Here is a 19,934-nt window from a genome sequence, read left to right as displayed (position 1 = left end):
CCGTCAGTACGGTTCCGGCGCGACGACACGACCGTCGACGGTGGACTCCACCCTGATCGCCTCGACCGGGCAGCCTTCCGCCGCGTCGATGACGTCGTCGTCGGGTTCGACCACCTCGCGCAAGGGAATCGAGCAGCCGCCGCGCAGTTCGAAATGCTCCGGCGCCACCGAGGTGCACATTCCGGTCGCCTGGCAGGTGTCGGCGTCCACGCTGATCCGCCAGCGCTCTTCAGACACGATGTCCCATCCCCTCCCGGTGCGGCGACCCCGGGTACCGTCGACCCATGGTCGCTGTCGAATCCACCATGCTCCCGCTCGGCACCCCGGCCCCGCCGTTCGCACTGCCGGATCCCACCGGGAAAGTGTGGTCCCTTTCCGATGTGGCGGGCGAACGCGGGACGCTGGTCGCGTTCGTCTGCAACCACTGCCCGTATGTCCGCCACATCGCCCCCCGGCTCGGGGAGGTCGCGGCCCGGTGGCACGACGCCGGAATCGGGGTGGTCGGCATCAACAGCAACGACGCCACCTCCTATCCGGACGACCAGCCGGACCGCATGGCAACGCAGGCGGCCGAATGGAAATGGACTTTTCCATACGTAACTGATGAAAGCCAGTCCGTGGCGCGGGCATATCGGGCCGCCTGCACGCCCGATTTCTTCCTGTTCGACGCCGACCGCGCGCTCGTCTACCGGGGCCGGTTCGACGCCGCCCGGCCCCGCTCGACCACACCGGTCACCGGAGCGGAACTGGACGGCGCCGTTGCGGCGGTGCTGGCCGGCCGGCCGGTCACCGGCGACCAGGTGCCCAGCATCGGCTGCAACATCAAATGGAAGCCGGGAAACGCGCCGGAATGGTTCGGCTAGGCCCAGCGGAGCACCCTGCGGTTCGGTAGCGTAAGCGGCCATGATCGGTCTCCCGGACCACATCCGCGCGGTGCTCTTCGATCTGGACGGGGTGCTGACCGGCACGGCCGCCCTGCACCGCGAGGCCTGGCGCGCCACCTTCGACGAGTTTCTCCGGCACCGCGACCCCGAGCACTTCGTTCCGTTCAGCGACCGGGACTACGCCGATTACGTGGACGGCCGGCCGCGGGCCGACGGGGTGCGCACCTTCCTGGCCGCGCGCGGCATCGTGCTGCCCGAAGGATCGCCGGACGACCCGCCGACCACCAACACCGTGCACGGCGTCGGCAACCGCAAGAACGAACTGGTGCAGCGGATCATGGCCGAGCGCGGGGTCGCCCCGTACCCGGGCTCCCGGCGTTACCTGGAGGCGGCCCGCGACGCCGGGCTGGCCATCGCGGTGGTGACCTCCTCGGCCAACGGCGCCGCCGTGCTCGACGCGGCCGACCTGACCCCGTTCGTCCAGGCACTGATCGACGGGCTGGCGATCACCGAGCAGGGGTTGCGCGGCAAGCCGGCGCCGGACTCCTTCCTGGCCGGCGCCAAGGCGCTCGGGGTCGAACCGGAGCACGCCGCCGTGTTCGAGGACGCGCTGGCCGGGGTGGCCGCCGGGCACGCGGGCGGGTTCGGCTACGTGGTCGGCGTCAACCGGGCCGACCAGGCCGACGCGTTGCGCGCCAACGGAGCCGACATCGTGGTCGACGATCTGGCCCAGTTACTGGAGCAGAGCTGATGGCCTACGACATCGACCCGTGGCAGCTGCGCTGGTCCGGCCTCGACCTGGACGCGCTCAAGCGCACCGAGTCCACCTTCGCGCTGTCCAACGGGCACCTCGGGATGCGGGGCACCCTGGAGGAGGGCGAGCCGCGCGGGCTGCCCGGCACCTACCTCAACGGCTTCTACGAGGAGCACCCGCTGCCCTACGCCGAGGCCGGCTACGGCTACCCCGAGGCCGGCCAGACCGTCGTCAACGTGACCGACGGAAAGATCATCCGGTTGCTGGTCCAGGACGAGCCGCTGGACATGCGCTACGGCCGGGCGGTCGACCACCATCGGGTGCTGGACTTCCGGACCGGCACGCTGCGCCGGGTCTCCGAGTGGGAGTCGCCGACCGGGCGACGGGTCCGGGTGCGCACCGAGCGGCTGGTGTCGTTCTCGCAGCGCGCGGTCGCCGCCATCCGGTACGAGGTGGAGCCGCTGGACGGACCGCTGCAACTGGTGGCGCAGTCCGACCTGCTGGCCAACGAGCCGATCGCGCGCAGGAGCAGCGATCCGCGGGTGGCGGCGGCACTGTCGGCCCCGCTGCGCGCCGAGTTCTCCGCCGCCGAGGACTACCGCGCGGTGCTGGTGCACCAGACCAGGCGGTCGAACCTGCGTATGGCGGCGGCCATGGACCACGAGTTGGAGTGCGCGGGCGAGGGGCTGCGCGTCGACATCCACGTCGAGGAGGACCTGGCCCGGCTGACCGCCGCGGTGGACGTGGCCGAAGGGCAGTGCCTGGTGCTGACCAAGTATCTGAGCTACGGCTGGTCGGCCCGGCGGTCCGCGCCGGCGTTGCGCGCGCAGGTGGACGCGGCGCTGTCCGGCGCGCTGCAGACCGGGTGGGACGGTCTGCTGGCCGAGCAGCGCGCCTTCCTCGACGAGTTCTGGGCCTCGGCGGACATCGAGTTGGACGGCGACCCGGAGTTGCAGCAGGCGGTGCGGTTCGCGCTGTTCCACGTGCTGCAGGCCGGGGCGCGCGGCGAGAGCCGGGCCATCCCGGCCAAGGGCCTGACCGGACCGGGTTACGACGGCCACGCCTTCTGGGACACCGAGACGTTCGTGCTGCCGGTGCTCACCTACACCATTCCGGAGGCGGCCCGGGACGCGCTGCGCTGGCGACACTCCACTGTGGACTTCGCACGGGACCGCGCGAAGGCGCTCAACCTCGGCGGCGTGGTGTTCCCGTGGCGGTCGATCAACGGCGCCGAGTGCTCCGCGTACTGGCCGGCCGGGACCGCCGCGTTCCATGTCAACGCCGACATCGCCGACGCCGTGCTGCGCTACCTCAACGCCACCGACGACGAGGAGTTCGCCGCCGAACACGGCGCGGAACTGCTGGTGGAGACCGCCCGGCTGTGGATCTCGCTCGGCCACCACGACGTGCACGGCGGGTTCCGGATCGACGGGGTGACCGGGCCGGACGAGTACAGCGCGGTGGTGGACAACAACGTCTACACCAACCTGATGGCCGAGCGGAACCTGCGTGCCGCGGCCAACATCTGCACCCGCCGGCCGGACCTCGCGGCGCTGCTCGGGGTGTCCGACGACGAGCGCGACGGCTGGCTGGCGGCGGCCGCCACGATGGTGCTGCCCTACGACGCGATGCTCGACGTGCACCCGCAGTCCGAGCGGTTCACCGAGCACGCCGAGTGGGATTTCGCCGGCACGCCACCGGAGAAGTACCCGCTGCTGCTGCACTACCCGTACTTCGACCTGTACCGCCGGCAGGTGATCAAGCAGGCCGACCTGGTGCTGGCCATGCACCTGCGCGGCGACGCGTTCACCGACGCGCAGAAGGCACGCAACTTCGCCTACTGCGAGGCGCGGACGGTGCGCGACTCGTCGCTGTCGGCCTGCACCCAGGCCGTGGTGGCCGCCGAGGTGGGCCATCTGGAGCTGGCCTTCGATTACCTCGCCGAGGCCGCCTTCACCGATCTGCACGACCTGCACGACAACGTCGAGAATGGACTGCACATCGCGTCGCTGGCCGGGGCGTGGTCGGCCGTGGTCGCCGGCTTCGGCGGGATGCGCGACCATGACGGCCGGCTGGCCTTCGCCCCCCGGCTGCCGCCCGGACTGACCCGGATCGCGTTCCGCATGTGCTACCGGGCCAGCCAGTTCTGTGTCGAGATCACCGCCGACGGCGCCACCTACCGGCTGATCACCGGCCCCGACCTGCCCACCGCCCACCACGGCGACCCCATCACCCTCACCGCCGCCGACCCCATCACCCTCCCCATTCCCCCGGCTCCCGGCCACCCCGCCCCCACCCAGCCCCCCGGCCGGGCCCCCACTCCGCGCCGCCCGGCCGGCTGACCGCGTCGGGTCAGCCCAGGCCGGGAACGACCTCGAGGAGCCGGTCGAGGCCGCTGACGGCGAGGACGTCGCGGACCGGGCTGGTGTCGGCGGCGACCAGGCGCACGGTGCGGTTGCGGGCGAGCAGAGCGCCGGCGTGGTCGTAGAGGGTTCGCAGGCCGGCGCTGGCGAGGAGGGTGACGTCGTCGAGCACGATGGCCAGCGGGAGCCAGGCGTGCCGCTCGGCGTCGAGGAGGCGGGCGTGCAGTTCGTCGACGCTGCTGGAGTCGACCACGCCGGTCAGCGAGACGACCACCCCGTGCGGGCCGACCGCCACCTCGACCCGGAGGTCGGGTCGACCGGGACGGCCGACCCGGGCCGGGGGGACGCCGTCGGTGCGGACCGGGCGGTGCAGGCTCCGGGACAGCACCACGGTGGTCCCGCCCTCGGAGGTGGTCACCCGCATCGCGTCGCTGAACTCACGCATCATCACCATGCCCCGGCCACGGAACCCGGGATCCACCGACGGCGGCTTCCACCGGCCGTCGTCGGTGACCTCGACGGTGACGGTGCCGTCCGGCTCCAGCGCGGCGTCCACCACGACCGTGCCCGGCGTGCCGGTGAAGGCGTGCTCGATCGAGTTGGTCACCGCCTCCACCACGCTCAGTTCGAGCCCCAGCAGGTCGTCCGAACCGGGCCGGAACCCGTACAGCCAGCTGGCGAACCGCTCGCGCACCCCGCTGAGCTGGCCGGGCACGGCCGGCACCGACAGCGTCAGCCGTTCGGGCGGCGAGGCGAGCACGGTGGCGGCCACCACGCTGACGTCGTCGGGCCGCGCGCCGGCGTCGGGCGCTCCGGCCACCGCCGCGCAGATCGCATCGGCGATCTCGCGTTCGCCGGATTCGTTGTGCCGCACCACCTGTGCCGCGTGACCGGCCAGTTCGGACAGTCCGTCCGCGATGGTCCGGCCGTACTGCCGTAGCGCGCCGTCCGAGTAGAGCACCAGGGTGTCCCCGGGACGCAGCGTCTCCGTGCCGACGTGGTAGCGGTTGCCCAGCAGGGCGAGCGGCGAGCCGGTCGAGCCGGCCAGGTATCGCGTCGTGCCCGCCGCGGCGACCACCAGCGGCGGCGGATGCCCGCGCACCGCGTACCGCACCGACCCGGCACGGCGGTCCAGCACCGCGACGCACACGGTGCCGCCCCGCGCGGCCGCCGACCCGCCGGCGAACGCGTCCAGCGCCATCAGCACGTCGTCCAGCCCGGTCCCGCGCAGCAGCCGTTCCGCCGCGACCGCCCGTAACTGACCCATCACCGCCGCGGCCATGGCACCGTGTCCGACCACGTCGCCGACCAGCAGGCCCACCGCGCCCTCGGGCATGGACACCACGTCGAACCAGTCGCCGCCGGCGAACTGGGCCGCCCCGGCCGGCCGGTACTCGGCGGCGAGGCTCACGTCGGGCAACACCGGAAGACCGCTGGGCAGCATGGCTCGCTGGAGCTCGAGCATCACGTCGCGCTCAGCGGTCGCGCGCGGGTCGGGGTCCGGGGCGGCGCTGTCGTCCACCTGCCAGTCGCCCCTTTCGTCGGCGGGGACTGAAGGCACACTTCAACCGCTGAGTACCCGCCCGGCCGCGGCGGCAAACCCGGACCTGCGGTTCCGACCCCTCGGGTTTGGCGGCCGGATGGGTCCGCTCTAGGGTGAACGGAACGTTGATTCTGACGATGTGTGACATGTGGTGCGGGAGGCTTTAGTGCAGACCCCAGCCAACGCCGGGACCGGGCCGGATGGTGCGCCCGGTGCCGACGCCGGGCCGGTTCGAGCGGTGAACGAGGCGAATCCGGCAAGTCAACAGATCGATGTCGAGATCGAGCAGACCGGCTCAGGTGCCGTGGTGCTGCACGTGGCCGGTGAGATCGACCTGCTCACCGCCAACTACCTCGGCGAACGCCTGCGCGAACAGCTCGAGCCGGCGAAGGGGGCGCTGGTCCTCGACCTCACCGCGGTGAGCTTCCTGGGCAGCGCCGGGCTGGCCGAGATCGTGGCGATCTCCCAGGCGGCCGGCCAGGACAAGGCCAAGCTGGCCCTGGTGGCCACCAACCGCGCGGTGCTGCGTCCGCTCGAGGTCACCGGCCTGTCGTCGTTGCTGAGCGTGTACGACACGGTCGACGCCGCGCTGGCCGCGCACTCCGCGTAGTCCACAGCGGACGCTCGAACGGGAGCCGGCCGGACACGACCCCGATTGCGGTCCGGCCGGCGGGCAGCCGCGCGCGGCGCCGGCCGGAGGGCGACCCCGGATCACCGCAGCCAATTCCCGGGCTCACTCGGTCGGCCGGCCGGCGCCGACGAGCGCCCTCCGCTCCGGTCGGAGCGGATCCCAGCTTCGCCGGACAGACGTACCTCGGTACCGGAAACGCCAAACGGGCCAACAAGACCAACCGGTCGCGGCCGAACGGCCCATGAGTCCTTTGTGGACGTTATACCCGCACTCTACTCGTATGCCAGCCGTCACGGTTAGGTTTAGCTGGGGGTCGGCGGGATATTCCGGCCCTGGTAACGACGGCAGGCGGCCGGGGCCGCCCCTGCTCAGGAGGGCCGGACCCATGCTGAGCCAATATGACCGGCAGCAACTGGAGATGATCGCGTCCCGGTTGCGGATGGATGACCCGGACCTCGCCAAGGCGCTGCGGGACGGCAAGCCCCGCCCGGACCCCACCAACCGCCGGTGGCCGTTCGTCATGATCGCCACCCTGTCCGCCCTGGTGTTCCTGGCCGGCATTCTGGTGGGCGCGTTCGGGTTCCTGTTCGTGGGCACCGCCGCGTTCGCCCTGACCGTGCTCGCCTACCGGCGCTACGGACGCAGAGTCCCGCGGGTCCGGGTCTCGCGCCGCCGGTACTGAGCCCGGCGGCCGGCGTCAGGCCAGCGCGACGCCGTCGGTCACGATGTCGGTGTCGAGGTCGTTGACCACGACCTCCGGCACCTCGATCCCGTGGTTGACCCGGATGTGCTCGACGAGCTGGTCAACCTTGTCCGGCGTGGTCTCGATCTCCACTCGCCACTCGTGTTCGGTGTGCACGGCGCCGTGCCAGCGGAAGACGCTGGTGACCGGGCCCTCGATCTGGGCGCATGCACCCAGCTCGGCGCCGATGACCTCGGCGCACATGCTGTCCGCGAGCTGCTTGTTGTCCGTGGTGAACGTGACCACGACGTGATCTGTCGGCATGGCACCCGATAGTAACCTCCATCACACCAAAATGCCCGGTCCAGGCCGACTATCGGCCCCGGTTTGGCAACTGAGACACTGGGTAAACCGCGCGACGTGGCCGTCGCCGCATCGACAGCTGCCGAGGATCACCGAGGTGAGTGTGAGCGAGTTTCTGTCCGGCAAGGAGGCCGAGTCCAGCACCGTGGATGAACATGATCCGGATGGCATAGAGCTTCGGCTCGCGGCCAGACTTGAGCATCTGCCCATCATTCGGTCGGTCGCCGCGAACCTCGCGATCCGCGCCGACTTCGACCTCGACTCGATCGCCGACCTGAAGCTGGCCGTGGACGAGGCCTGCTCGACGTTGATCACCCGGGCCACCAAGGGCGCCACGCTGAGCTGCCGGTTCTTCCTGCGCCCCAACGAGATCCGGTTCGCCGCCACGGTGCACTCGAAGAGCGACCACGAGCCGAGCCGGGACTCCTTCGGCTGGCGGGTGCTCACCACGTTGACCGACCGGGCGGAGACCTGGGTCGAGGTGAACGGGTCGACCCCGGACGGCCGGGGGCCGCTCGTGCACATCGAGCTCACCAAGCGAAAGACACTGGGCGGGTGAGCGAGGCAGGCATCTCCCGGCCGTCCGGCTCCTGGCGGAAAGACTCGTCAAACAACGAATACGAGCATCTCGCCCCCCTGTTCCACGAGCTGGCGGCGGCCACCGACGGCGATCCGAGGCGGGCCCGGCTGCGCGACGAGCTGGTGACCGGCCACCTACCGCTGGCCGAGCACATCGCCACCCGGTTCAGCCACCGCGGCGTGCCGCGTGAGGACCTCGTCCAGGTCGCCACCGTGGGTCTGATCAACGCGGTGGACCGGTTCGAGCCCGACCGTGGCTCGGACTTCCTGTCCTTCGCCGTGCCGACGATCATGGGCGAGGTCCGCCGGCACTTCCGGGACGCCAGCTGGTCGATGCGGGTGCCGCGCCGGCTCAAGGAGCTGAACCTGTCCATCAGCGCGGCCAGCGGCGAGCTGGCTCAGCGGCTGGGCCGGGCCCCGACACCCAGCGAGATCGCCACGCACCTCGGGCTGAGCCAGGAGGACGTGTTCGAGGGCCTGGAGGCCGGCAACGCCTACCACTCGGTGTCGCTGGACGAGGCGCTGTCGGCCGACTCCGACTCCGACCCCCTGGCCGACACGCTGGGCGAGGAGGACACCGCGCTGGAGAGCGTGGAGAACCACGAGTCGCTGCGGCCCATGATCGAGCAGTTGCCCGAGCGGGAACGGCAGATCCTCACCCTGCGGTTCTTCATGAACATGACGCAGACCCAGATCGCCGAGCGGGTCGGGATCTCCCAGATGCACGTGTCCCGGTTGCTGGCCAGAACCCTGGAACGGCTCCGGCAGGGCCTGCTGTCCGAGCCGGGCGACGACGACGCGCTCTGATCGCCGAAACATCCGAGACGCCGGAGCCGGGGTCCCCCTGATCGGGACCCCGGCTCCAGTGTCTACAAGATCAAGCAGCGTGCTCCTGCTTGCGCAGTTGCTTGCGCCGGGCGAACGCGGCCCGGCGTTCACCCTCGTCCAGCCCGCCCCAGATCCCGTACGGCTCCATCACGGTCAACGCGTGATGGCGGCACTGCACGATCACCGGACAGTTCAGGCATATCTCCTTCGCCTTGCGCACCCGGTCCGCCCTGGCCAGCCCGCGCTCGGCCTCGGGATGGAAGAACACCGAGCTGTCCTGCCCCCGACACGAACCTTGACGTTGCCAGTCCCAGGTATCCCCAACGGGGCCGGGTAGCCGAGTCATGTCAACCATGAGCGGGTGTTACCCGGGTATCGCGCGAGGTAAACCGGGTCTCGCTGGTCGAAGCAGGTTACGGTGCGTCATGATGATCCGTGAGGCAAAACGGCACTTCGGGAGGGCACCGTGGCGCGACCGATCTGGAACGGGGCGATCAACTTCGGGTTGGTGACCGTCCCCGTCGAGTTGTACAGCGCGACCGAGGACCACACGATCAGCTTCCGGCAGTTCGAACGGGGCACCTCGGACCGGATCCGGTACAAGCGGATCAATGAGCGCACCGGGGAGGAGGTGCCCTACTCCGACATCGTCAAGGGCGCCGACATCGGGGGCGGCGACTACGTGATCATCGAGCCGGACGAGCTGGACGCGATCGCGCCCGGCCGGTCCCGCACGATCGACATCGACGCGTTCGTGGACCTGGACACCATCGACCCGGTCCACTACCAGAAGACCTACTGGCTGGCGCCGGCGAAGGAGGAGTACAACCGCGCCTACAGCCTGCTGCTGCAGGCGATGGCCAAGACCAACAAGGCCGGTGTGGCCACGTTCGTCATGCGCGGCAAGGAGTACCTCACCGCGCTGCGGGCCGGCGACGGGCTGCTGGTGCTGACCACGCTGCTGTTCCCGGAGGACCTGCGCGACCCGGCCAAGGAGCTCAAGTCGCTGCCGGAGATCACCCCGGCCCGGGGGAAAGAGCTGGACATGGCGGTCTCGCTGATCGACTCGATGAGCGAGGAGTGGGACCCGGACAAGTACCACGACACCTACACGCAGCGGGTCGAGCAGCTCATCGAGGACAAGTCGGCCGGCCGGGAGATCGTCACCGAGGCCGAGCCGGCGCAGCCGACCAAGGTGGTCGACCTGTTCGACGCGCTCAGCCGCAGCGTCGAGGGGCGCCGGAAGGGTCGCGGCGAGTCGGCCGGCAAGCCGGCGGAAAGCGGGAAACGCCGCGCCGCCGACAAGGGGCCGGACCTGGCCGACCTGAGCAAGGCCGAGCTGGACAAGTTGGCCCGCGACCTCGACATCAAGGGCCGCTCCAAGATGAACCGGGACGAGCTGCAGGACGCGGTCGCCGCGGCACAGAGCGCGGGAGCGGCCTAATTAGCACTCGATGACGTTGAGGGCGAGGCCGCCGCGGGCGGTTTCCTTGTACTTGGTGTGCATGTCGTGGCCGGTCTCGCGCATGGTCTTGATGACCTTGTCGAGGTGGACGACGTGGGTGCCGTCGCCGCGCAGCGCCATCCGGGAGGCGTTGATGGCCTTGGTGGCGCCCACCGCGTTGCGCTCGATGCACGGGATCTGCACCAGGCCGCCGACCGGGTCGCAGGTCAGCCCGAGGTGGTGTTCCAGCCCGATCTCGGCGGCGTTCTCCACCTGGTCCACCGACCCGCCGAGCACCTCGGTCAGCCCGGCGGCGGCCATCGCGCAGGCCGAGCCGACCTCGCCCTGGCAGCCGACCTCGGCGCCGGAGATGGACGCCGTCTCCTTGAGCACCACGCCGATCGCCGCCGCGGTGAGCAGGAAGGTGACCACGCCGTCGTCGTTGGCCCCGTCGATGAACCAGCGGTAGTAGTGCAGCACCGCCGGGATGATCCCGGCCGCCCCGTTGGTCGGCGCGGTGACCACCCGGCCACCGGAGGCGTTCTCCTCGTTCACCGCCAGCGCGTAGAGGTTGACCCAGTCCATCACGTACAGCGGGTCCTTCGAGCCGTGCTCGTCCACCAGCTTGTCGTGCAACGCCTTGGCCCGGCGCGGAACCCTGAGCCCGCCGGGCAGCACGCCGTCCCGGGCGCAGCCGCGGTCCACGCAGTCCTGCATCACCCGCCAGATCTCCAGCAGACCGGCCCGCACCTGCGCCTCGGTGCGCCAGGCCAACTCGTTGCGCAGCATCACCTGGCTGATCGACAAGCCGTTGGCCGCGCAGTGCTCGAGCAGTTGTGTCGCGGTGCGGAACGGGTAGGTCACCGGCGTGGTGTCCGGGGCGATGGTCGGCCCCTCGGCGGCGGTCTGGTCCAGCACGAACCCGCCACCGACCGAGTAGTACGTCCGCTGCGCCAGCGCGGTGCCGTCGGCGGCCAGCGCGGTGAACAGCATTCCGTTGGGGTGCAACGGAAGCGACCGCCGGCGGTGCAGCACGAGGTCGTCGTCCTCGACGAAGTCGATCTCGTGCGTGCCGAGCAGCCGGACCCGTCCGGCGTCCCGGATCTCGGCCACCCGGGCCGGACCCGCCTCGGTGTCCACGTCCTCGGGGCGCTCCCCCTCCAACCCGAGCAGCACCGCCTTGTCGCTGCCGTGGCCGTGGCCGGTGGCGCCCAGCGAGCCGAACAGCTCGGTGCGCACCCGCGCGGTGCGGTCCAGCAGCCCGTCCGCACGCAGCCCGGAGACGAACCGCAACGCGGCCCGCATCGGCCCCACGGTGTGCGAACTGGACGGTCCGATACCGATGCTGAACAGGTCGAACACACTCAGCGCCATAGGACTCCAGCCGACTCCTTGTCTCAGGTGGGCCGCTTGTAGAACGGCAGCTTGACGACCTCGACGGGCGCTCTGGTCCCGCGGATGTCGACGGCGAGCTTCGTGCCGGGCTCGCTCAACGCGGTCGGAACGAAAGCCATGGCGATCGGGACACCGAGGGTCGGCGAGAGGGCACCGCTGGTGACCGTGCCGACCTCCGACCCGTCCTCGCTGAGCACAGGGTACCCGTGCCGCGGCGCCCGCCGGCCGGTCCCGGCCAGGCCCACCAGGGTGGCCGACACGCCCGCGTCGCGCTTGGCCGCGAGTGGCTCCCGGCCCACGAAGTCGGCCGGCTTGTCGAACTTCACCACGCGGCCGAGGCCCGCCTCGAACGGGTTGGTGTCCACGGTCAGCTCGTTGCCGTACAGGGCCATCCCGGCCTCCAGCCGCAGCGTGTCCCGGCAGGCGAGCCCGGCCGGCACCAACCCATACTGCGCCCCGGCGTCGGACAGTGCTTGCCAGACGTCCACCGCGTCCGCCGTGTCCGCGTAGACCTCGAACCCGTCCTCGCCGGTGTACCCGGTTCGGGCCAGCAGCACCTCGTGCCCGGCGATCGTGGTGGGCGTGCTGCCGTAGTACGGCAGCTTCTCCAGGTCGGCGACGCACACCGTGTCGATGATCTCCGCCGCCTTCGGCCCCTGCACCGCGATCAGCGCGCAGTCCATGGACTTGTCGGCCACCTCGACCAGGAAACCCTCGGCCCGGTCGCGCAGCTCACCGGCCACGAGCGCGGCGTTGGACGCGTTGGCGACCACCAGGTAGTGGTCCTCCCCCAGCCGGTAGACCACCAGGTCGTCCAGCACGCCGCCGTCCGCGTTGCAGATCACGCTGTAGCGCGCCCGCCCGACCTTGACCGCCGAGAGGTGCCCGACCAGGGCGAAGTCCAGCGCCCGGCCCGCCTCCGGACCGGTCAGCTCGATCTCCCCCATGTGCGACAGGTCGAACAGCCCGGCGGCCTGGCGCACCGCCCGGTGCTCGGCCAGTTCGCTGCCGTACTTCAGCGGCATCGACCAGCCGGCGAAGTCGGTGAACGTCGCGCCGAGCCGGCTGTGCACCTCGTGCAGCGGAGAGGAAATGGTCATGTCCAGCAGGGTAGTGCCCGGCGACTCAGGGCAGCTGGAAGCCGTACGGCAGCTCCAGGCGGTGCGCCGCGAGCAGGTCGGCGTCGCCGAGGATGTCCCGGGTCGGCCGGTCGGCGACCACCACACCGTCGTCGATGAGCACGCTGCGCGGGCACAGCTGGGCGGCGTAGGGCAGGTCGTGGGTGACCATCAGCATGGTGCGGTTCAGGCCGAGCAGCACCTCGGCCAGCTCGCGCCGGGCCACCGGCTCCAGGTTGGCCGACGGCTCGTCCAGCACCAGGATCTCCGGGTCGCAGGCCAGGACGGTGGCCAGCGCCACCCGGCGCCGCTGCCCACCGGACAGGTGCAGCGGCGAGCGGTCGGCGTGCTCGGCCATCCCGACCGCCTCCAGGGCGGCCCGCACCCGCTCGTCCAGGTCGGACCCGCGCACCCCGAAGTTCGCCGGGCCGAACGCGACGTCCTGCGCCACGGTCGGCATGAACAGCTGGTCGTCCGGATCCTGGAAGACCACGCCGACCCGGCGGCGGATCTCGGTCAGGTTGGCCTTCGTGACCGGCAGCCCGGCCACCTCGATCCGGCCGGCACCGCCGCCGAGCACCCCGTTGAGGTGCAGCACGAGGGTGGTCTTGCCGGCCCCGTTGGGACCGAGCACCGCGACCCGCTCGCCCGGCTCGACCGTCAGGTCGACCCCGAACAGGGCCTGCCGGCCGTTCGGGTAGGCGTAGGTCAACCGCTCCACCTTCAGACTCACGCCCATAGCGCCACCGCCAGAATTCCCGCCGCCGCCGCTGTCGGCACCAGTCCTCGGATCCAGGTCCATCCCGCCACCGCCCCCGCGTCGGGATCCGGCATGGTGCCCGTGAAGCCGCGGGAGACCATGGCCAGGTGCACCCGCTCGCCCCGTTCGTAGCTGCGCACGAACAGCGCGCCGATCCCGCGTGCGGTGGCGCCGGCCTGCCAGAGGAACCGCGGGTTGTGGCCGCGGGCGATCCGGGCGACCCGCATCCGGCGGGCCTCGGCGGCGATCACCGCGAGGTAGCGCAGCATCAGCGTGGCCACCGTGGTCAGCATGGCCGGCACGCGCAGCCGCTGCAGCCCGACGATCAGGTCGGCCGGCGTGGTGGTGGCGGCCAGCGTGAGCGACACCAGCAGCCCGAGCGTGCCCTTGGCCAGGATGTTCCACCCGGCGAGCGCTCCGTGCGTCCCGCCGAACACCAGCATGCCCAACGCCAGCAGCGCGAACGGCAGTTCGATCAGCGCCCGCACCGCGAACCACCGGACCGGGACCCGGGCCACCGCCCAGACCGCGAGCAGCACCGCCAGGTAGCCGCCGAACGCCCAGAACTCGGTGCGTGGCGTGGCCACCACGCAGATCACCGCGGTCAGCGCGGCCAGCACCTTCACCTGCGGCGGCAGCCGGTGCACCGGCGAGTCCCCCGGCCGGTACAGCAGGTGCGCGTGCCCGGCGCCCACCGCTACGAGCTTTCGGCTTTGGACCGCCTGCGCAGCAGGCCGAACAGGCCGTATGCCACGGCCAGGGTGGCCAGCACGCCGACGATTCCGGCGATGCCGGTGAACCGGTCGTCGCCGCCGACCGCATAGTCGGCGAACGGGCCGGCGGCCAGCCGGTGGTCCTCGGCGCTCTGCGCGATGCAGCTACCGTCCAGCCGCTCACCGGTCTCGGCCCGCACGACCTCGCAACCCTTCAGCGTGGCCGCGTCCAGGCCGTCCGGGTCGGAGCTGGCGAAGTACGACACCACTCCGGCCAGGATCAGGGCCACGACGGCGAACCCGGCGAAGAACAGGGCCAGTCGTTTCCGGTCGTTCATCGCTGTCCCTCCAGCACCGGGGTGTCCCGCAGTTCGAGCTGGGGGGCGGTGCCGCGCAGGAGGCGGACCAGGTCGGGCCGGACCGAGGCGACCGCGCCGACGGTGAGCGCGGTGATCACGCCCTCGCCGATGCCGATCAGGCAGTGCACGCCGAGGACCGTGACACTCACCGCACCGAGCGAGAACGCGGCGTCGCCGCCGAGCGCGAACTCCAGGACGAAGCCGAGCGAGGCGGCGACCGTGCCGAAGAACCCGGCCAGGACGGCGGTCGTGATCAGTCCGGGCCGGCTCCGCACGGCCAGCGGCCGCAGCGCGAGGGCGATCAGGTAGCCGGCCGCGGTGCCGATGAGCGCCATGTTGGTGATGTTCGCCCCCAGCGCGGTGAGCCCGCCGTCGGCGAACACCAGTGACTGCACCACGAGCACGGTCGTGATGCACAGCGCGCCGACCCAGGGCCCGACCAGGATGGCCGCCAGCGCCCCACCCAGCAGGTGCCCGCTCACCCCCGGCAGCACCGGGAAGTTCAGCATCTGCACGGCGAAGATGAAGGCGGCGACCAACCCGGCCATCGGCGCCGTGCGCTCGTCGAGATCGCGCCGGGCGCGCATGGCGACGAAGGTGACGCCGAGTACCGCGACCGCGCCGAACAGTGCCGACACCGGTGCGTTGATCAGGCCGTCGCTCATGTGCATGGCTACCGGATCAGACATGGTCGTCATGCTAGTTGCACCCCTTCCGCTATCGCCAGGCGCTTGCAATAAGGCGGCCACGGCCGTGCCCGGGATTCGGCGCGGAAGCTGTTGCGGTTTGCCGGCTCGCCTAACGGCGGCGGAACCGGCCCGGCGCGGCGAAGTTGGCCGGCAGGTGCGGGCCGAGGATGCCGGACAGGGTGGCCGGCGGGGCGGCCGGCCGGTCCGGCTCGGCCTTGTCGGGCGTCAGCCCGTCCGGCTGCCAGGACTGCGGCCTGGTGGTCAGGCCGAGCAGGTAGGTGGTCGTGCACCGCAGCGAGTCGGCCAGTTCGGGCAGCAGGCCGAGATCGAGGCCCCGCCCGTTCTCCATGGCCGACAACGCACGGTTGGTGGTCTGCTGGCCCCGGCGCTGCAACCGGGCGACCACCTCGCGTTGGGTGAGTCCCAGGGCGAGCCGCCGGTCCCGCAGGCGCTGCGCGCAGATCCAGTGGCGTTCCCGCGTGGGGTTGGGCCTCGGGGCGGTCATTTCGACACCTCTGTCGTCGCCGGCGACACAAGTGTTCCGCCGGCCCGGCGGCGGAGTCAATCGGCCAACGGGTCGGGCATCTCGGCCAGCGGGTGCACCTCGTAGCGGGCGAAGTTGTAGACCGGCGACATGGCCAGCAGCCGCTCCAACTCCTCGTTCGAGGCAACGTCGTAGATCCACGCACCACCGTGCTGGCCGACCAGGTGGTACCGCGAGATCACCGCGCCGCGCTCCTCGAGCGGTCCGGCGTAGCGCGGCATCCGGGCCACCGCCGCGGCCATCTCGCTGGACAGCAGCGACAGCTCCATTCGCCACAGCACAAGGAACTTCACGTGATCACGCTAGTTCCCGCCTCAGGTCAGCGGAAGCTCCCCGAACCGCTCCTGGATCCGGCGCAGGTCGCGCAGCCGCGGCTCGGTCTCACCGCCCACCCACCGGCTGACCGTCTTCACCGAGACGCCGAGTTGGCGGGCCGCCGCCTCCTGGGTGAGCCCTTCCCGGTGCAGCGCCTCGGACATCCACTCCGCGAAGGTGGCCGGCGACTCCTCGGCCGCCGCGGGCGGTGGCGGCGGCTGGGACGGCGGGTGCACCTCACGCAACTGCGCCAGGGTCGGCTCGCCCGGCTCCCCGGCGTGCGAGTGCAGCACATCCACCTCGACGTGCTCGGGAAAGATCCGGAAGGAGACCGTGATGGTCCCGGTCGGGCCGGCGGCGTCGAGCAGCGCCCGGAACACCGTCTGGCTCACCTCGCGGTTGTCCTCTTCGGTCAGTGGCGAGTCGGCCAGGCTGTGCCGGACGAACTCGCGGATCTCCGGGATCGAGGACGGGCGAGCCGGGAAGATCTTGGACAGCACCACGACCGGGAGTACCTCGATCGGTTCCCCGCCGTAGGACGCTTCCGGCTCCACGCGAGCAGCGTACCCGGACGGTACTGACCATCCCTAGGCTCGACACATCTGGCCGTCACCCGGGTCGACAAGTAACCCCGAAAGGGGTTATATATGGGGGTATGCCGAAGATTAACGTCTATCTGCCCGACGACCTCGCCGAGTCGGTCCGGGATGCCGGCGTACCGGTGTCGGCTATCTGTCAGCGCGCGCTCGAACAATCCATCCGGCGGCTGTCGGCGATCCGAGTGATCACGCGGGAGGACCTGACCGGGGCGGACCCGACCACCCGGCTGTCCCAGTTCACCGAGCGCGCCCGCAAGGTGATCCGGCTCGGCATCGAGACGGCCCGGACCGATGGCGCCGCCGCCGTCGGCACCGGGCAGTTGCTGCACGGACTGCTCGCCGAGGGCGAGAACCTGGGACTGCAGGTCCTCGGCACGCTGGAGATCGAGCCCGGCCAGGTGGCCAGGGAACTGGCCAGGACGCGCGCCGAGCCGGCCTCGGGGCCGCCGGCCACCGGGTTCGACGGACCGGCGGCGGTCGCCCTGGAGGCGGCCGTTACCGAGTCGCTCACCCTCGGCCACAGCTACGTCGGCTGCGAACACCTGCTGCTCGGCCTGATCGCCGAACCGGACGGGCCGGCCGGCAAGATTCTGCGCGACCTCGGCGTCGAGCTCCGCGCCACCCGCCGCGCCGTGGTCGCCTGGCTGGCCGGCTACAAGCACCTGCGGGTGAACATCGGCACGCTCACCCCGGCCGGACCCGGCAACCTGATCGCCCGGATCGAGCGGCTCGAACAACATGTCGGCCTCATGCCGACCGGAACCACCCCTGAGTGAGCGACCCCTAGCTCCGGGCGAAGGCCAGGCTGCCCGCCTCCACGCGGTGCCGCTCGACCATGGCGCGCTGTTCCTCACCGCGCCGGATCAGCTCGTCCAGGTCCAGATCGGCCAGCTTGGGCTCGGCGCGGTTGCGCAGAATCCGCCACAGGGACAACTTGCCCTCGATACCCAGGGACAGCGTCTCCAACTCCAGCAGCAGCTTGAGCTGACGGGAGCCGGTCATCGGCTCGGCGAACTTCAGCCGGGTGACCTTCTCGGCGATCCAGCCGGCCGCCTCCTTGGCCCGGCTCCGGTCGAAGCCCAACCGCCCGACCAGATCCCGCAGCGTGCGCCGGTCGGCCTCGATCTCGGCCGCCAGCCCGGTCATGACCTCGCCGAGCTGGGTTCCCCGGTTCTCCTCGGCGATCTTCCCGGCCAGGTTGACGCCGGCCGTGGCTCCGGCCAGGTGGTCGTTCAGATACGTCTGCAACGGATCGGATGGCATGGCGAACTCCCTCGTGCTCCCCTCCCGGCTTCCCGCTCGTGGCCGGCACAAACGTCGTAGAGTCCGGCCATGTTCGCCGCAGCGGAGCTGATCGCCTTCGTCCCGACCACCGACCTCGACCGCGCCCGGGAGTTCTACGCCCGCACCCTCGGGCTCCCCCTGCGCTCGGCCAACTCGTTCGCCTGCGTGTTCATCGCGAACGGCACCATGCTGCGGGTCACCGCCGTGCAGCACCTGACCCCGCAGCCGTTCACCGTGCTGGGCTGGGGCGTGCCGGACATCGAGGCCAAGGCGCGCGAGCTGGTCGCCGCCGGGCTCGAACTGGAGCGCTTCGACATCCTGGAGCAGGACGAGCTCGGGATCTGGACCGCGCCGGACGGCGACCGGGTGGCCTGGTTCCAGGACCCGGACGGCAACCGGCTGTCCATCGCCCAGTTCGACTGATGGACCGCCCGGCCTACGCCACGGCCGCGCCCGACCCCCGGGTGCGGCCGCTGCTGCGCCGCGACTACGTCCGGTACCGGCAACCCGCCAGCGCACCGCAACAGTGGCTGTCCACCGCCACCCCCACGGTGACGCTGATCCTGAACCTGGGTCCGGCCTGGGGCGGACTGCCCCGCTGCTTCGCCGCCGGGCTCGCCGAACGCCCCGAGATCGTCGACGCGCCCGGCCAGATCGAATGCGTCGATCTCAAGGTCACCCCGCTCGGCGCCTACCGGCTGCTCGGCGTCCCGATGCACGAGCTGGCCAACCGCACGGTCGACCTCGCCGACGTGCTGACCGGCTGGACCGGCCTGGCCGAACGGCTTGCCGAGTCCCCCGACCGATCCGCCACGCTCGACGCGTTCCTGCTGCACCGCGCCGAGCGGGGACCCCGGCCCGCGCCCGAGGTCGCCGTCGCGGTCCGCCGGCTCACCGACACGGCCGGGGCGGTCCCGGTCGGCGCGCTGGCCGAGGAGGTCGGCTGGAGCCGCCGGCACCTGGTCAACCGGTTCCGGCAGCAGGTCGGGTTGGCGCCCAAGACCTTCGCCCGGGTGCTCCGGTTCGACCGGCTGTACGCCCGGCTGGGCGCCCCCGGCCCGGTCCGCTGGACCGACCTCGCCGCCGAACACGGCTACTACGACCAGGCGCACCTGATCCGCGAGTTCCGCGAGTTCACCGGGCTGACGCCGACCGAGTTCACATCCGTCCAATACCCGGGGGACACCGCCGCCTAGCGTCGCGATCATGAACCCGAACATCTTCCCCGCGCTGAAGTACCACGACAGCCAGGCGGCGCTCGAGTTTCTGACCAAGGTCTTCGGCTTCGAGGAGGTCAGGGTGTACCGCGCCGAGGACGGCTCGATCGGCCACGCCGAGCTCCGCCTGGGCGCCGGCATGATCATGTTCAGCGGACCGCCGGAGGCCGGCTGGCTGGGCGGCGGCACGCCCGACCCGCTGGCCGGGACGGTCAGCATCTATGTCGTCGTCGCCGACCCCCGGGCGCACTACGAGCACGCCCGGGCCGGCGGCGCCACGATCGTGCGGGACCTGGAGTCCACGGACTACGGCTCGCTCCAGTACATCGCCCGGGACCCGGAGGGAAACCTCTGGTCGTTCGGCAGCTACGACCCGCTCAGCTGAACGCGTTGATCCCGGTGAGCGCCCGGCCGATGAGCAGCTTCTGCACCTGGGTGGTGCCCTCGTAGAGGGTGAGCACCCGGGCGTCGCGCAGGTACTTGGCCACCGGGTACTCGTCGAGATAGCCGTACCCGCCGAACACCTGGATGGCCAGGTTGGCCGCGTTGACCGAGTTCTCGCTGGCGTAGAGCTTGGCCATGGAAGCCTCGGTGGAGAACGGCAGCCCCCGGTCGACCAGGTCGGCGACCCGCCACACCAGCAGGCGCGCGGCGTCCAGCTCGGTGGCGATGTCCGCCAGCATGTGTTGCACCGCCTGGAACTCGGCGATGGGCTGGCCGAATTGCACGCGCTCCTTGGCATAGCGGGTGGCCGCCTCGAAGGCCGCCCGCCCCACCCCGACCGCCCACGAGCCGATGCCGACGCGGCCCTTGTCCAGGATCTTCAGCGTGTCGAAGAAGCCCTCGTTGATGCCTCCCAGCCGTTGCTCA

Annotated in this window: 27 protein-coding genes; 12 read left to right on the top strand and 15 right to left on the bottom strand. The window is 71.2% G+C overall.

Annotation, left to right across the window (positions count from 1 at the left end; genetic code table 11):
- Positions 1-3 precede the first annotated feature (3 nt).
- Complete coding sequence (locus tag VFO68_RS31490; RefSeq protein WP_325162062.1) at positions 4-237, bottom strand: ferredoxin; 234 nt, start codon at positions 235-237, stop codon at positions 4-6.
- A 47-nt stretch (positions 238-284) separates the two neighbouring features.
- Here VFO68_RS31490 and VFO68_RS31485 point away from each other — a divergent pair, with 47 nt between their 5' ends.
- The 3 genes from VFO68_RS31485 to VFO68_RS31475 are packed head-to-tail and all read left to right on the top strand — an operon-like array spanning position 285 to position 3,980.
- Positions 285-863 carry a thioredoxin family protein gene (locus VFO68_RS31485; RefSeq protein ID WP_325162061.1) on the top strand — a complete coding sequence of 193 codons (579 nt, stop codon included), beginning with the start codon at positions 285-287 and terminating at the stop codon, positions 861-863.
- Positions 864-903: 40 nt separating this feature from the next.
- Positions 904-1,635, top strand: coding sequence for a beta-phosphoglucomutase family hydrolase (locus tag VFO68_RS31480; RefSeq protein ID WP_325162060.1), 732 nt, complete (start codon positions 904-906; stop codon positions 1,633-1,635).
- Positions 1,635-3,980 (top strand): glycoside hydrolase family 65 protein, encoded by a 2,346-nt coding sequence (locus VFO68_RS31475; RefSeq protein WP_325162059.1) that lies wholly within the window; start codon positions 1,635-1,637, stop codon positions 3,978-3,980. Before VFO68_RS31480 ends, VFO68_RS31475 begins: the two co-directional genes overlap by 1 nt.
- A 10-nt stretch (positions 3,981-3,990) precedes the next feature.
- On the opposite strand, the gene VFO68_RS31470 is transcribed toward VFO68_RS31475, so the two are convergent.
- Positions 3,991-5,562: a SpoIIE family protein phosphatase gene (locus VFO68_RS31470; protein ID WP_325162058.1), complete on the bottom strand. Its 1,572-nt coding sequence runs from the start codon at positions 5,560-5,562 to the stop codon at positions 3,991-3,993.
- Between the two features lie 148 nt (positions 5,563-5,710).
- Between VFO68_RS31470 and VFO68_RS31465 the strand changes: the two genes are divergently transcribed.
- Both VFO68_RS31465 and VFO68_RS31460 read left to right on the top strand, forming a co-directional pair.
- On the top strand, positions 5,711-6,154 hold the full coding sequence (locus VFO68_RS31465) for an STAS domain-containing protein (protein WP_325162057.1): 444 nt from the start codon (positions 5,711-5,713) through the stop codon (positions 6,152-6,154).
- A 406-nt stretch (positions 6,155-6,560) separates the two neighbouring features.
- Positions 6,561-6,857 carry a DUF3040 domain-containing protein gene (locus VFO68_RS31460; protein ID WP_325162056.1) on the top strand — a complete coding sequence of 99 codons (297 nt, stop codon included), beginning with the start codon at positions 6,561-6,563 and terminating at the stop codon, positions 6,855-6,857.
- Between the two features lie 15 nt (positions 6,858-6,872).
- Here VFO68_RS31460 and cutA read toward each other — a convergent pair whose 3' ends face one another.
- Positions 6,873-7,181, bottom strand: coding sequence for a divalent-cation tolerance protein CutA (cutA, locus tag VFO68_RS31455; RefSeq protein WP_325162055.1), 309 nt, complete (start codon positions 7,179-7,181; stop codon positions 6,873-6,875).
- A 142-nt stretch (positions 7,182-7,323) separates the two neighbouring features.
- Here cutA and VFO68_RS31450 point away from each other — a divergent pair, with 142 nt between their 5' ends.
- Complete coding sequence (locus VFO68_RS31450) at positions 7,324-7,779, top strand: ATP-binding protein (protein WP_414635612.1); 456 nt, start codon at positions 7,324-7,326, stop codon at positions 7,777-7,779.
- 11 nt (positions 7,780-7,790) lie between these two features.
- A complete protein-coding gene (locus VFO68_RS31445; protein ID WP_414635611.1) occupies positions 7,791-8,606 on the top strand; it encodes a SigB/SigF/SigG family RNA polymerase sigma factor in 816 nt (271 codons plus the stop codon).
- Between the two features lie 70 nt (positions 8,607-8,676).
- On the opposite strand, the gene VFO68_RS31440 is transcribed toward VFO68_RS31445, so the two are convergent.
- The gene (locus tag VFO68_RS31440; protein ID WP_325162053.1) at positions 8,677-8,982 is read right to left on the bottom strand and encodes a WhiB family transcriptional regulator; all 306 of its coding nucleotides are present in this window, start codon (positions 8,980-8,982) and stop codon (positions 8,677-8,679) included.
- 111 nt (positions 8,983-9,093) lie between these two features.
- On the opposite strand from VFO68_RS31440, the gene VFO68_RS31435 reads away from it, so the two are divergent.
- Positions 9,094-10,071, top strand: a complete 978-nt coding sequence (locus VFO68_RS31435) for a Ku protein (protein ID WP_325162052.1) — start codon at positions 9,094-9,096, stop codon at positions 10,069-10,071.
- On the opposite strand, the gene VFO68_RS31430 is transcribed toward VFO68_RS31435, so the two are convergent.
- From VFO68_RS31430 to VFO68_RS31390, 9 genes are all read right to left on the bottom strand, one after another.
- Positions 10,072-11,445 (bottom strand): L-serine ammonia-lyase, encoded by a 1,374-nt coding sequence (locus VFO68_RS31430; protein WP_325162051.1) that lies wholly within the window; start codon positions 11,443-11,445, stop codon positions 10,072-10,074.
- Between the two features lie 23 nt (positions 11,446-11,468).
- Complete coding sequence (gene gcvT / locus VFO68_RS31425; protein WP_325162050.1) at positions 11,469-12,566, bottom strand: glycine cleavage system aminomethyltransferase GcvT; 1,098 nt, start codon at positions 12,564-12,566, stop codon at positions 11,469-11,471.
- Between the two features lie 25 nt (positions 12,567-12,591).
- Positions 12,592-13,323, bottom strand: coding sequence for an ABC transporter ATP-binding protein (locus VFO68_RS31420; protein ID WP_325162049.1), 732 nt, complete (start codon positions 13,321-13,323; stop codon positions 12,592-12,594).
- Entirely contained in the window at positions 13,314-14,039 is a 726-nt protein-coding gene (locus VFO68_RS31415; protein ID WP_325162048.1) for an energy-coupling factor transporter transmembrane component T, read from the bottom strand. The genes VFO68_RS31420 and VFO68_RS31415 overlap by 10 nt, the downstream gene beginning before the upstream one ends.
- A 2-nt stretch (positions 14,040-14,041) precedes the next feature.
- On the bottom strand, positions 14,042-14,395 hold the full coding sequence (locus VFO68_RS31410; protein WP_325162047.1) for a PDGLE domain-containing protein: 354 nt from the start codon (positions 14,393-14,395) through the stop codon (positions 14,042-14,044).
- A complete protein-coding gene (locus VFO68_RS31405; RefSeq protein ID WP_325162046.1) occupies positions 14,392-15,105 on the bottom strand; it encodes an energy-coupling factor ABC transporter permease in 714 nt (237 codons plus the stop codon). The genes VFO68_RS31410 and VFO68_RS31405 overlap by 4 nt, the downstream gene beginning before the upstream one ends.
- Positions 15,106-15,214: 109 nt before the next feature.
- On the bottom strand, positions 15,215-15,610 hold the full coding sequence (locus VFO68_RS31400; protein ID WP_325162045.1) for a helix-turn-helix domain-containing protein: 396 nt from the start codon (positions 15,608-15,610) through the stop codon (positions 15,215-15,217).
- 56 nt (positions 15,611-15,666) lie between these two features.
- Complete coding sequence (locus VFO68_RS31395; protein ID WP_325162044.1) at positions 15,667-15,942, bottom strand: muconolactone Delta-isomerase family protein; 276 nt, start codon at positions 15,940-15,942, stop codon at positions 15,667-15,669.
- A gap of 21 nt (positions 15,943-15,963) precedes the next feature.
- Positions 15,964-16,518 (bottom strand): helix-turn-helix transcriptional regulator, encoded by a 555-nt coding sequence (locus VFO68_RS31390; RefSeq protein ID WP_325162043.1) that lies wholly within the window; start codon positions 16,516-16,518, stop codon positions 15,964-15,966.
- A 101-nt stretch (positions 16,519-16,619) separates the two neighbouring features.
- Between VFO68_RS31390 and VFO68_RS31385 the strand changes: the two genes are divergently transcribed.
- A complete protein-coding gene (locus tag VFO68_RS31385; RefSeq protein WP_325162042.1) occupies positions 16,620-17,339 on the top strand; it encodes a Clp protease N-terminal domain-containing protein in 720 nt (239 codons plus the stop codon).
- Between the two features lie 7 nt (positions 17,340-17,346).
- Here the strand turns inward: VFO68_RS31385 and VFO68_RS31380 are convergent, their stop codons facing one another.
- Positions 17,347-17,826, bottom strand: coding sequence for a hypothetical protein (locus tag VFO68_RS31380; RefSeq protein ID WP_325162041.1), 480 nt, complete (start codon positions 17,824-17,826; stop codon positions 17,347-17,349).
- A gap of 69 nt (positions 17,827-17,895) precedes the next feature.
- On the opposite strand from VFO68_RS31380, the gene VFO68_RS31375 reads away from it, so the two are divergent.
- From VFO68_RS31375 to VFO68_RS31365, 3 genes are read left to right on the top strand one after another with little or no spacing between them, the layout of a single operon-like run.
- Entirely contained in the window at positions 17,896-18,270 is a 375-nt protein-coding gene (locus VFO68_RS31375; RefSeq protein ID WP_325162040.1) for a VOC family protein, read from the top strand.
- On the top strand, positions 18,270-19,043 hold the full coding sequence (locus VFO68_RS31370; RefSeq protein WP_325162039.1) for a helix-turn-helix domain-containing protein: 774 nt from the start codon (positions 18,270-18,272) through the stop codon (positions 19,041-19,043). The genes VFO68_RS31375 and VFO68_RS31370 overlap by 1 nt, the downstream gene beginning before the upstream one ends.
- A gap of 10 nt (positions 19,044-19,053) precedes the next feature.
- Entirely contained in the window at positions 19,054-19,449 is a 396-nt protein-coding gene (locus tag VFO68_RS31365; protein WP_325162038.1) for a VOC family protein, read from the top strand.
- On the opposite strand, the gene VFO68_RS31360 is transcribed toward VFO68_RS31365, so the two are convergent.
- The coding region (locus VFO68_RS31360) for an acyl-CoA dehydrogenase family protein (protein WP_325162037.1) at positions 19,442-19,934 on the bottom strand (493 nt) is incomplete at its 5' end. The two genes, VFO68_RS31365 and VFO68_RS31360, sit on opposite strands and share 8 nt — an antisense overlap.

Source organism: Actinophytocola sp. (assembly GCF_035712165.1).
In the GTDB taxonomy this organism is placed as follows: Bacteria; Actinomycetota; Actinomycetes; order Mycobacteriales; family Pseudonocardiaceae; genus DASYTH01.
The sequence above is the reverse complement of the archived record's forward strand: the minus strand, read 5'-3'. Positions and strand labels throughout refer to the sequence as shown.

Bases quoted from the DNA above. Each gene is read 5' to 3' on its own strand.
- VFO68_RS31485 (WP_325162061.1), top strand. From the start codon at position 285: ATGGTCGCTGTCGAATCCACCATGCTCCCGCTCGGCACCCCGGCCCCG.
- VFO68_RS31480 (WP_325162060.1), top strand. From the start codon at position 904: ATGATCGGTCTCCCGGACCACATCCGCGCGGTGCTCTTCGATCTGGAC.
- VFO68_RS31475 (WP_325162059.1), top strand. From the start codon at position 1,635: ATGGCCTACGACATCGACCCGTGGCAGCTGCGCTGGTCCGGCCTCGAC.
- VFO68_RS31460 (WP_325162056.1), top strand. From the start codon at position 6,561: ATGCTGAGCCAATATGACCGGCAGCAACTGGAGATGATCGCGTCCCGG.
- cutA (WP_325162055.1), bottom strand. From the start codon at position 7,181: ATGCCGACAGATCACGTCGTGGTCACGTTCACCACGGACAACAAGCAG.
- VFO68_RS31440 (WP_325162053.1), bottom strand. From the start codon at position 8,982: ATGGTTGACATGACTCGGCTACCCGGCCCCGTTGGGGATACCTGGGAC.
- VFO68_RS31430 (WP_325162051.1), bottom strand. From the start codon at position 11,445: ATGGCGCTGAGTGTGTTCGACCTGTTCAGCATCGGTATCGGACCGTCC.
- gcvT (WP_325162050.1), bottom strand. From the start codon at position 12,566: ATGACCATTTCCTCTCCGCTGCACGAGGTGCACAGCCGGCTCGGCGCG.
- VFO68_RS31420 (WP_325162049.1), bottom strand. From the start codon at position 13,323: ATGGGCGTGAGTCTGAAGGTGGAGCGGTTGACCTACGCCTACCCGAAC.
- VFO68_RS31410 (WP_325162047.1), bottom strand. From the start codon at position 14,395: ATGAACGACCGGAAACGACTGGCCCTGTTCTTCGCCGGGTTCGCCGTC.
- VFO68_RS31405 (WP_325162046.1), bottom strand. From the start codon at position 15,105: ATGTCTGATCCGGTAGCCATGCACATGAGCGACGGCCTGATCAACGCA.
- VFO68_RS31400 (WP_325162045.1), bottom strand. From the start codon at position 15,610: ATGACCGCCCCGAGGCCCAACCCCACGCGGGAACGCCACTGGATCTGC.
- VFO68_RS31385 (WP_325162042.1), top strand. From the start codon at position 16,620: ATGCCGAAGATTAACGTCTATCTGCCCGACGACCTCGCCGAGTCGGTC.
- VFO68_RS31380 (WP_325162041.1), bottom strand. From the start codon at position 17,826: ATGCCATCCGATCCGTTGCAGACGTATCTGAACGACCACCTGGCCGGA.
- VFO68_RS31375 (WP_325162040.1), top strand. From the start codon at position 17,896: ATGTTCGCCGCAGCGGAGCTGATCGCCTTCGTCCCGACCACCGACCTC.
- VFO68_RS31370 (WP_325162039.1), top strand. From the start codon at position 18,270: ATGGACCGCCCGGCCTACGCCACGGCCGCGCCCGACCCCCGGGTGCGG.
- VFO68_RS31365 (WP_325162038.1), top strand. From the start codon at position 19,054: ATGAACCCGAACATCTTCCCCGCGCTGAAGTACCACGACAGCCAGGCG.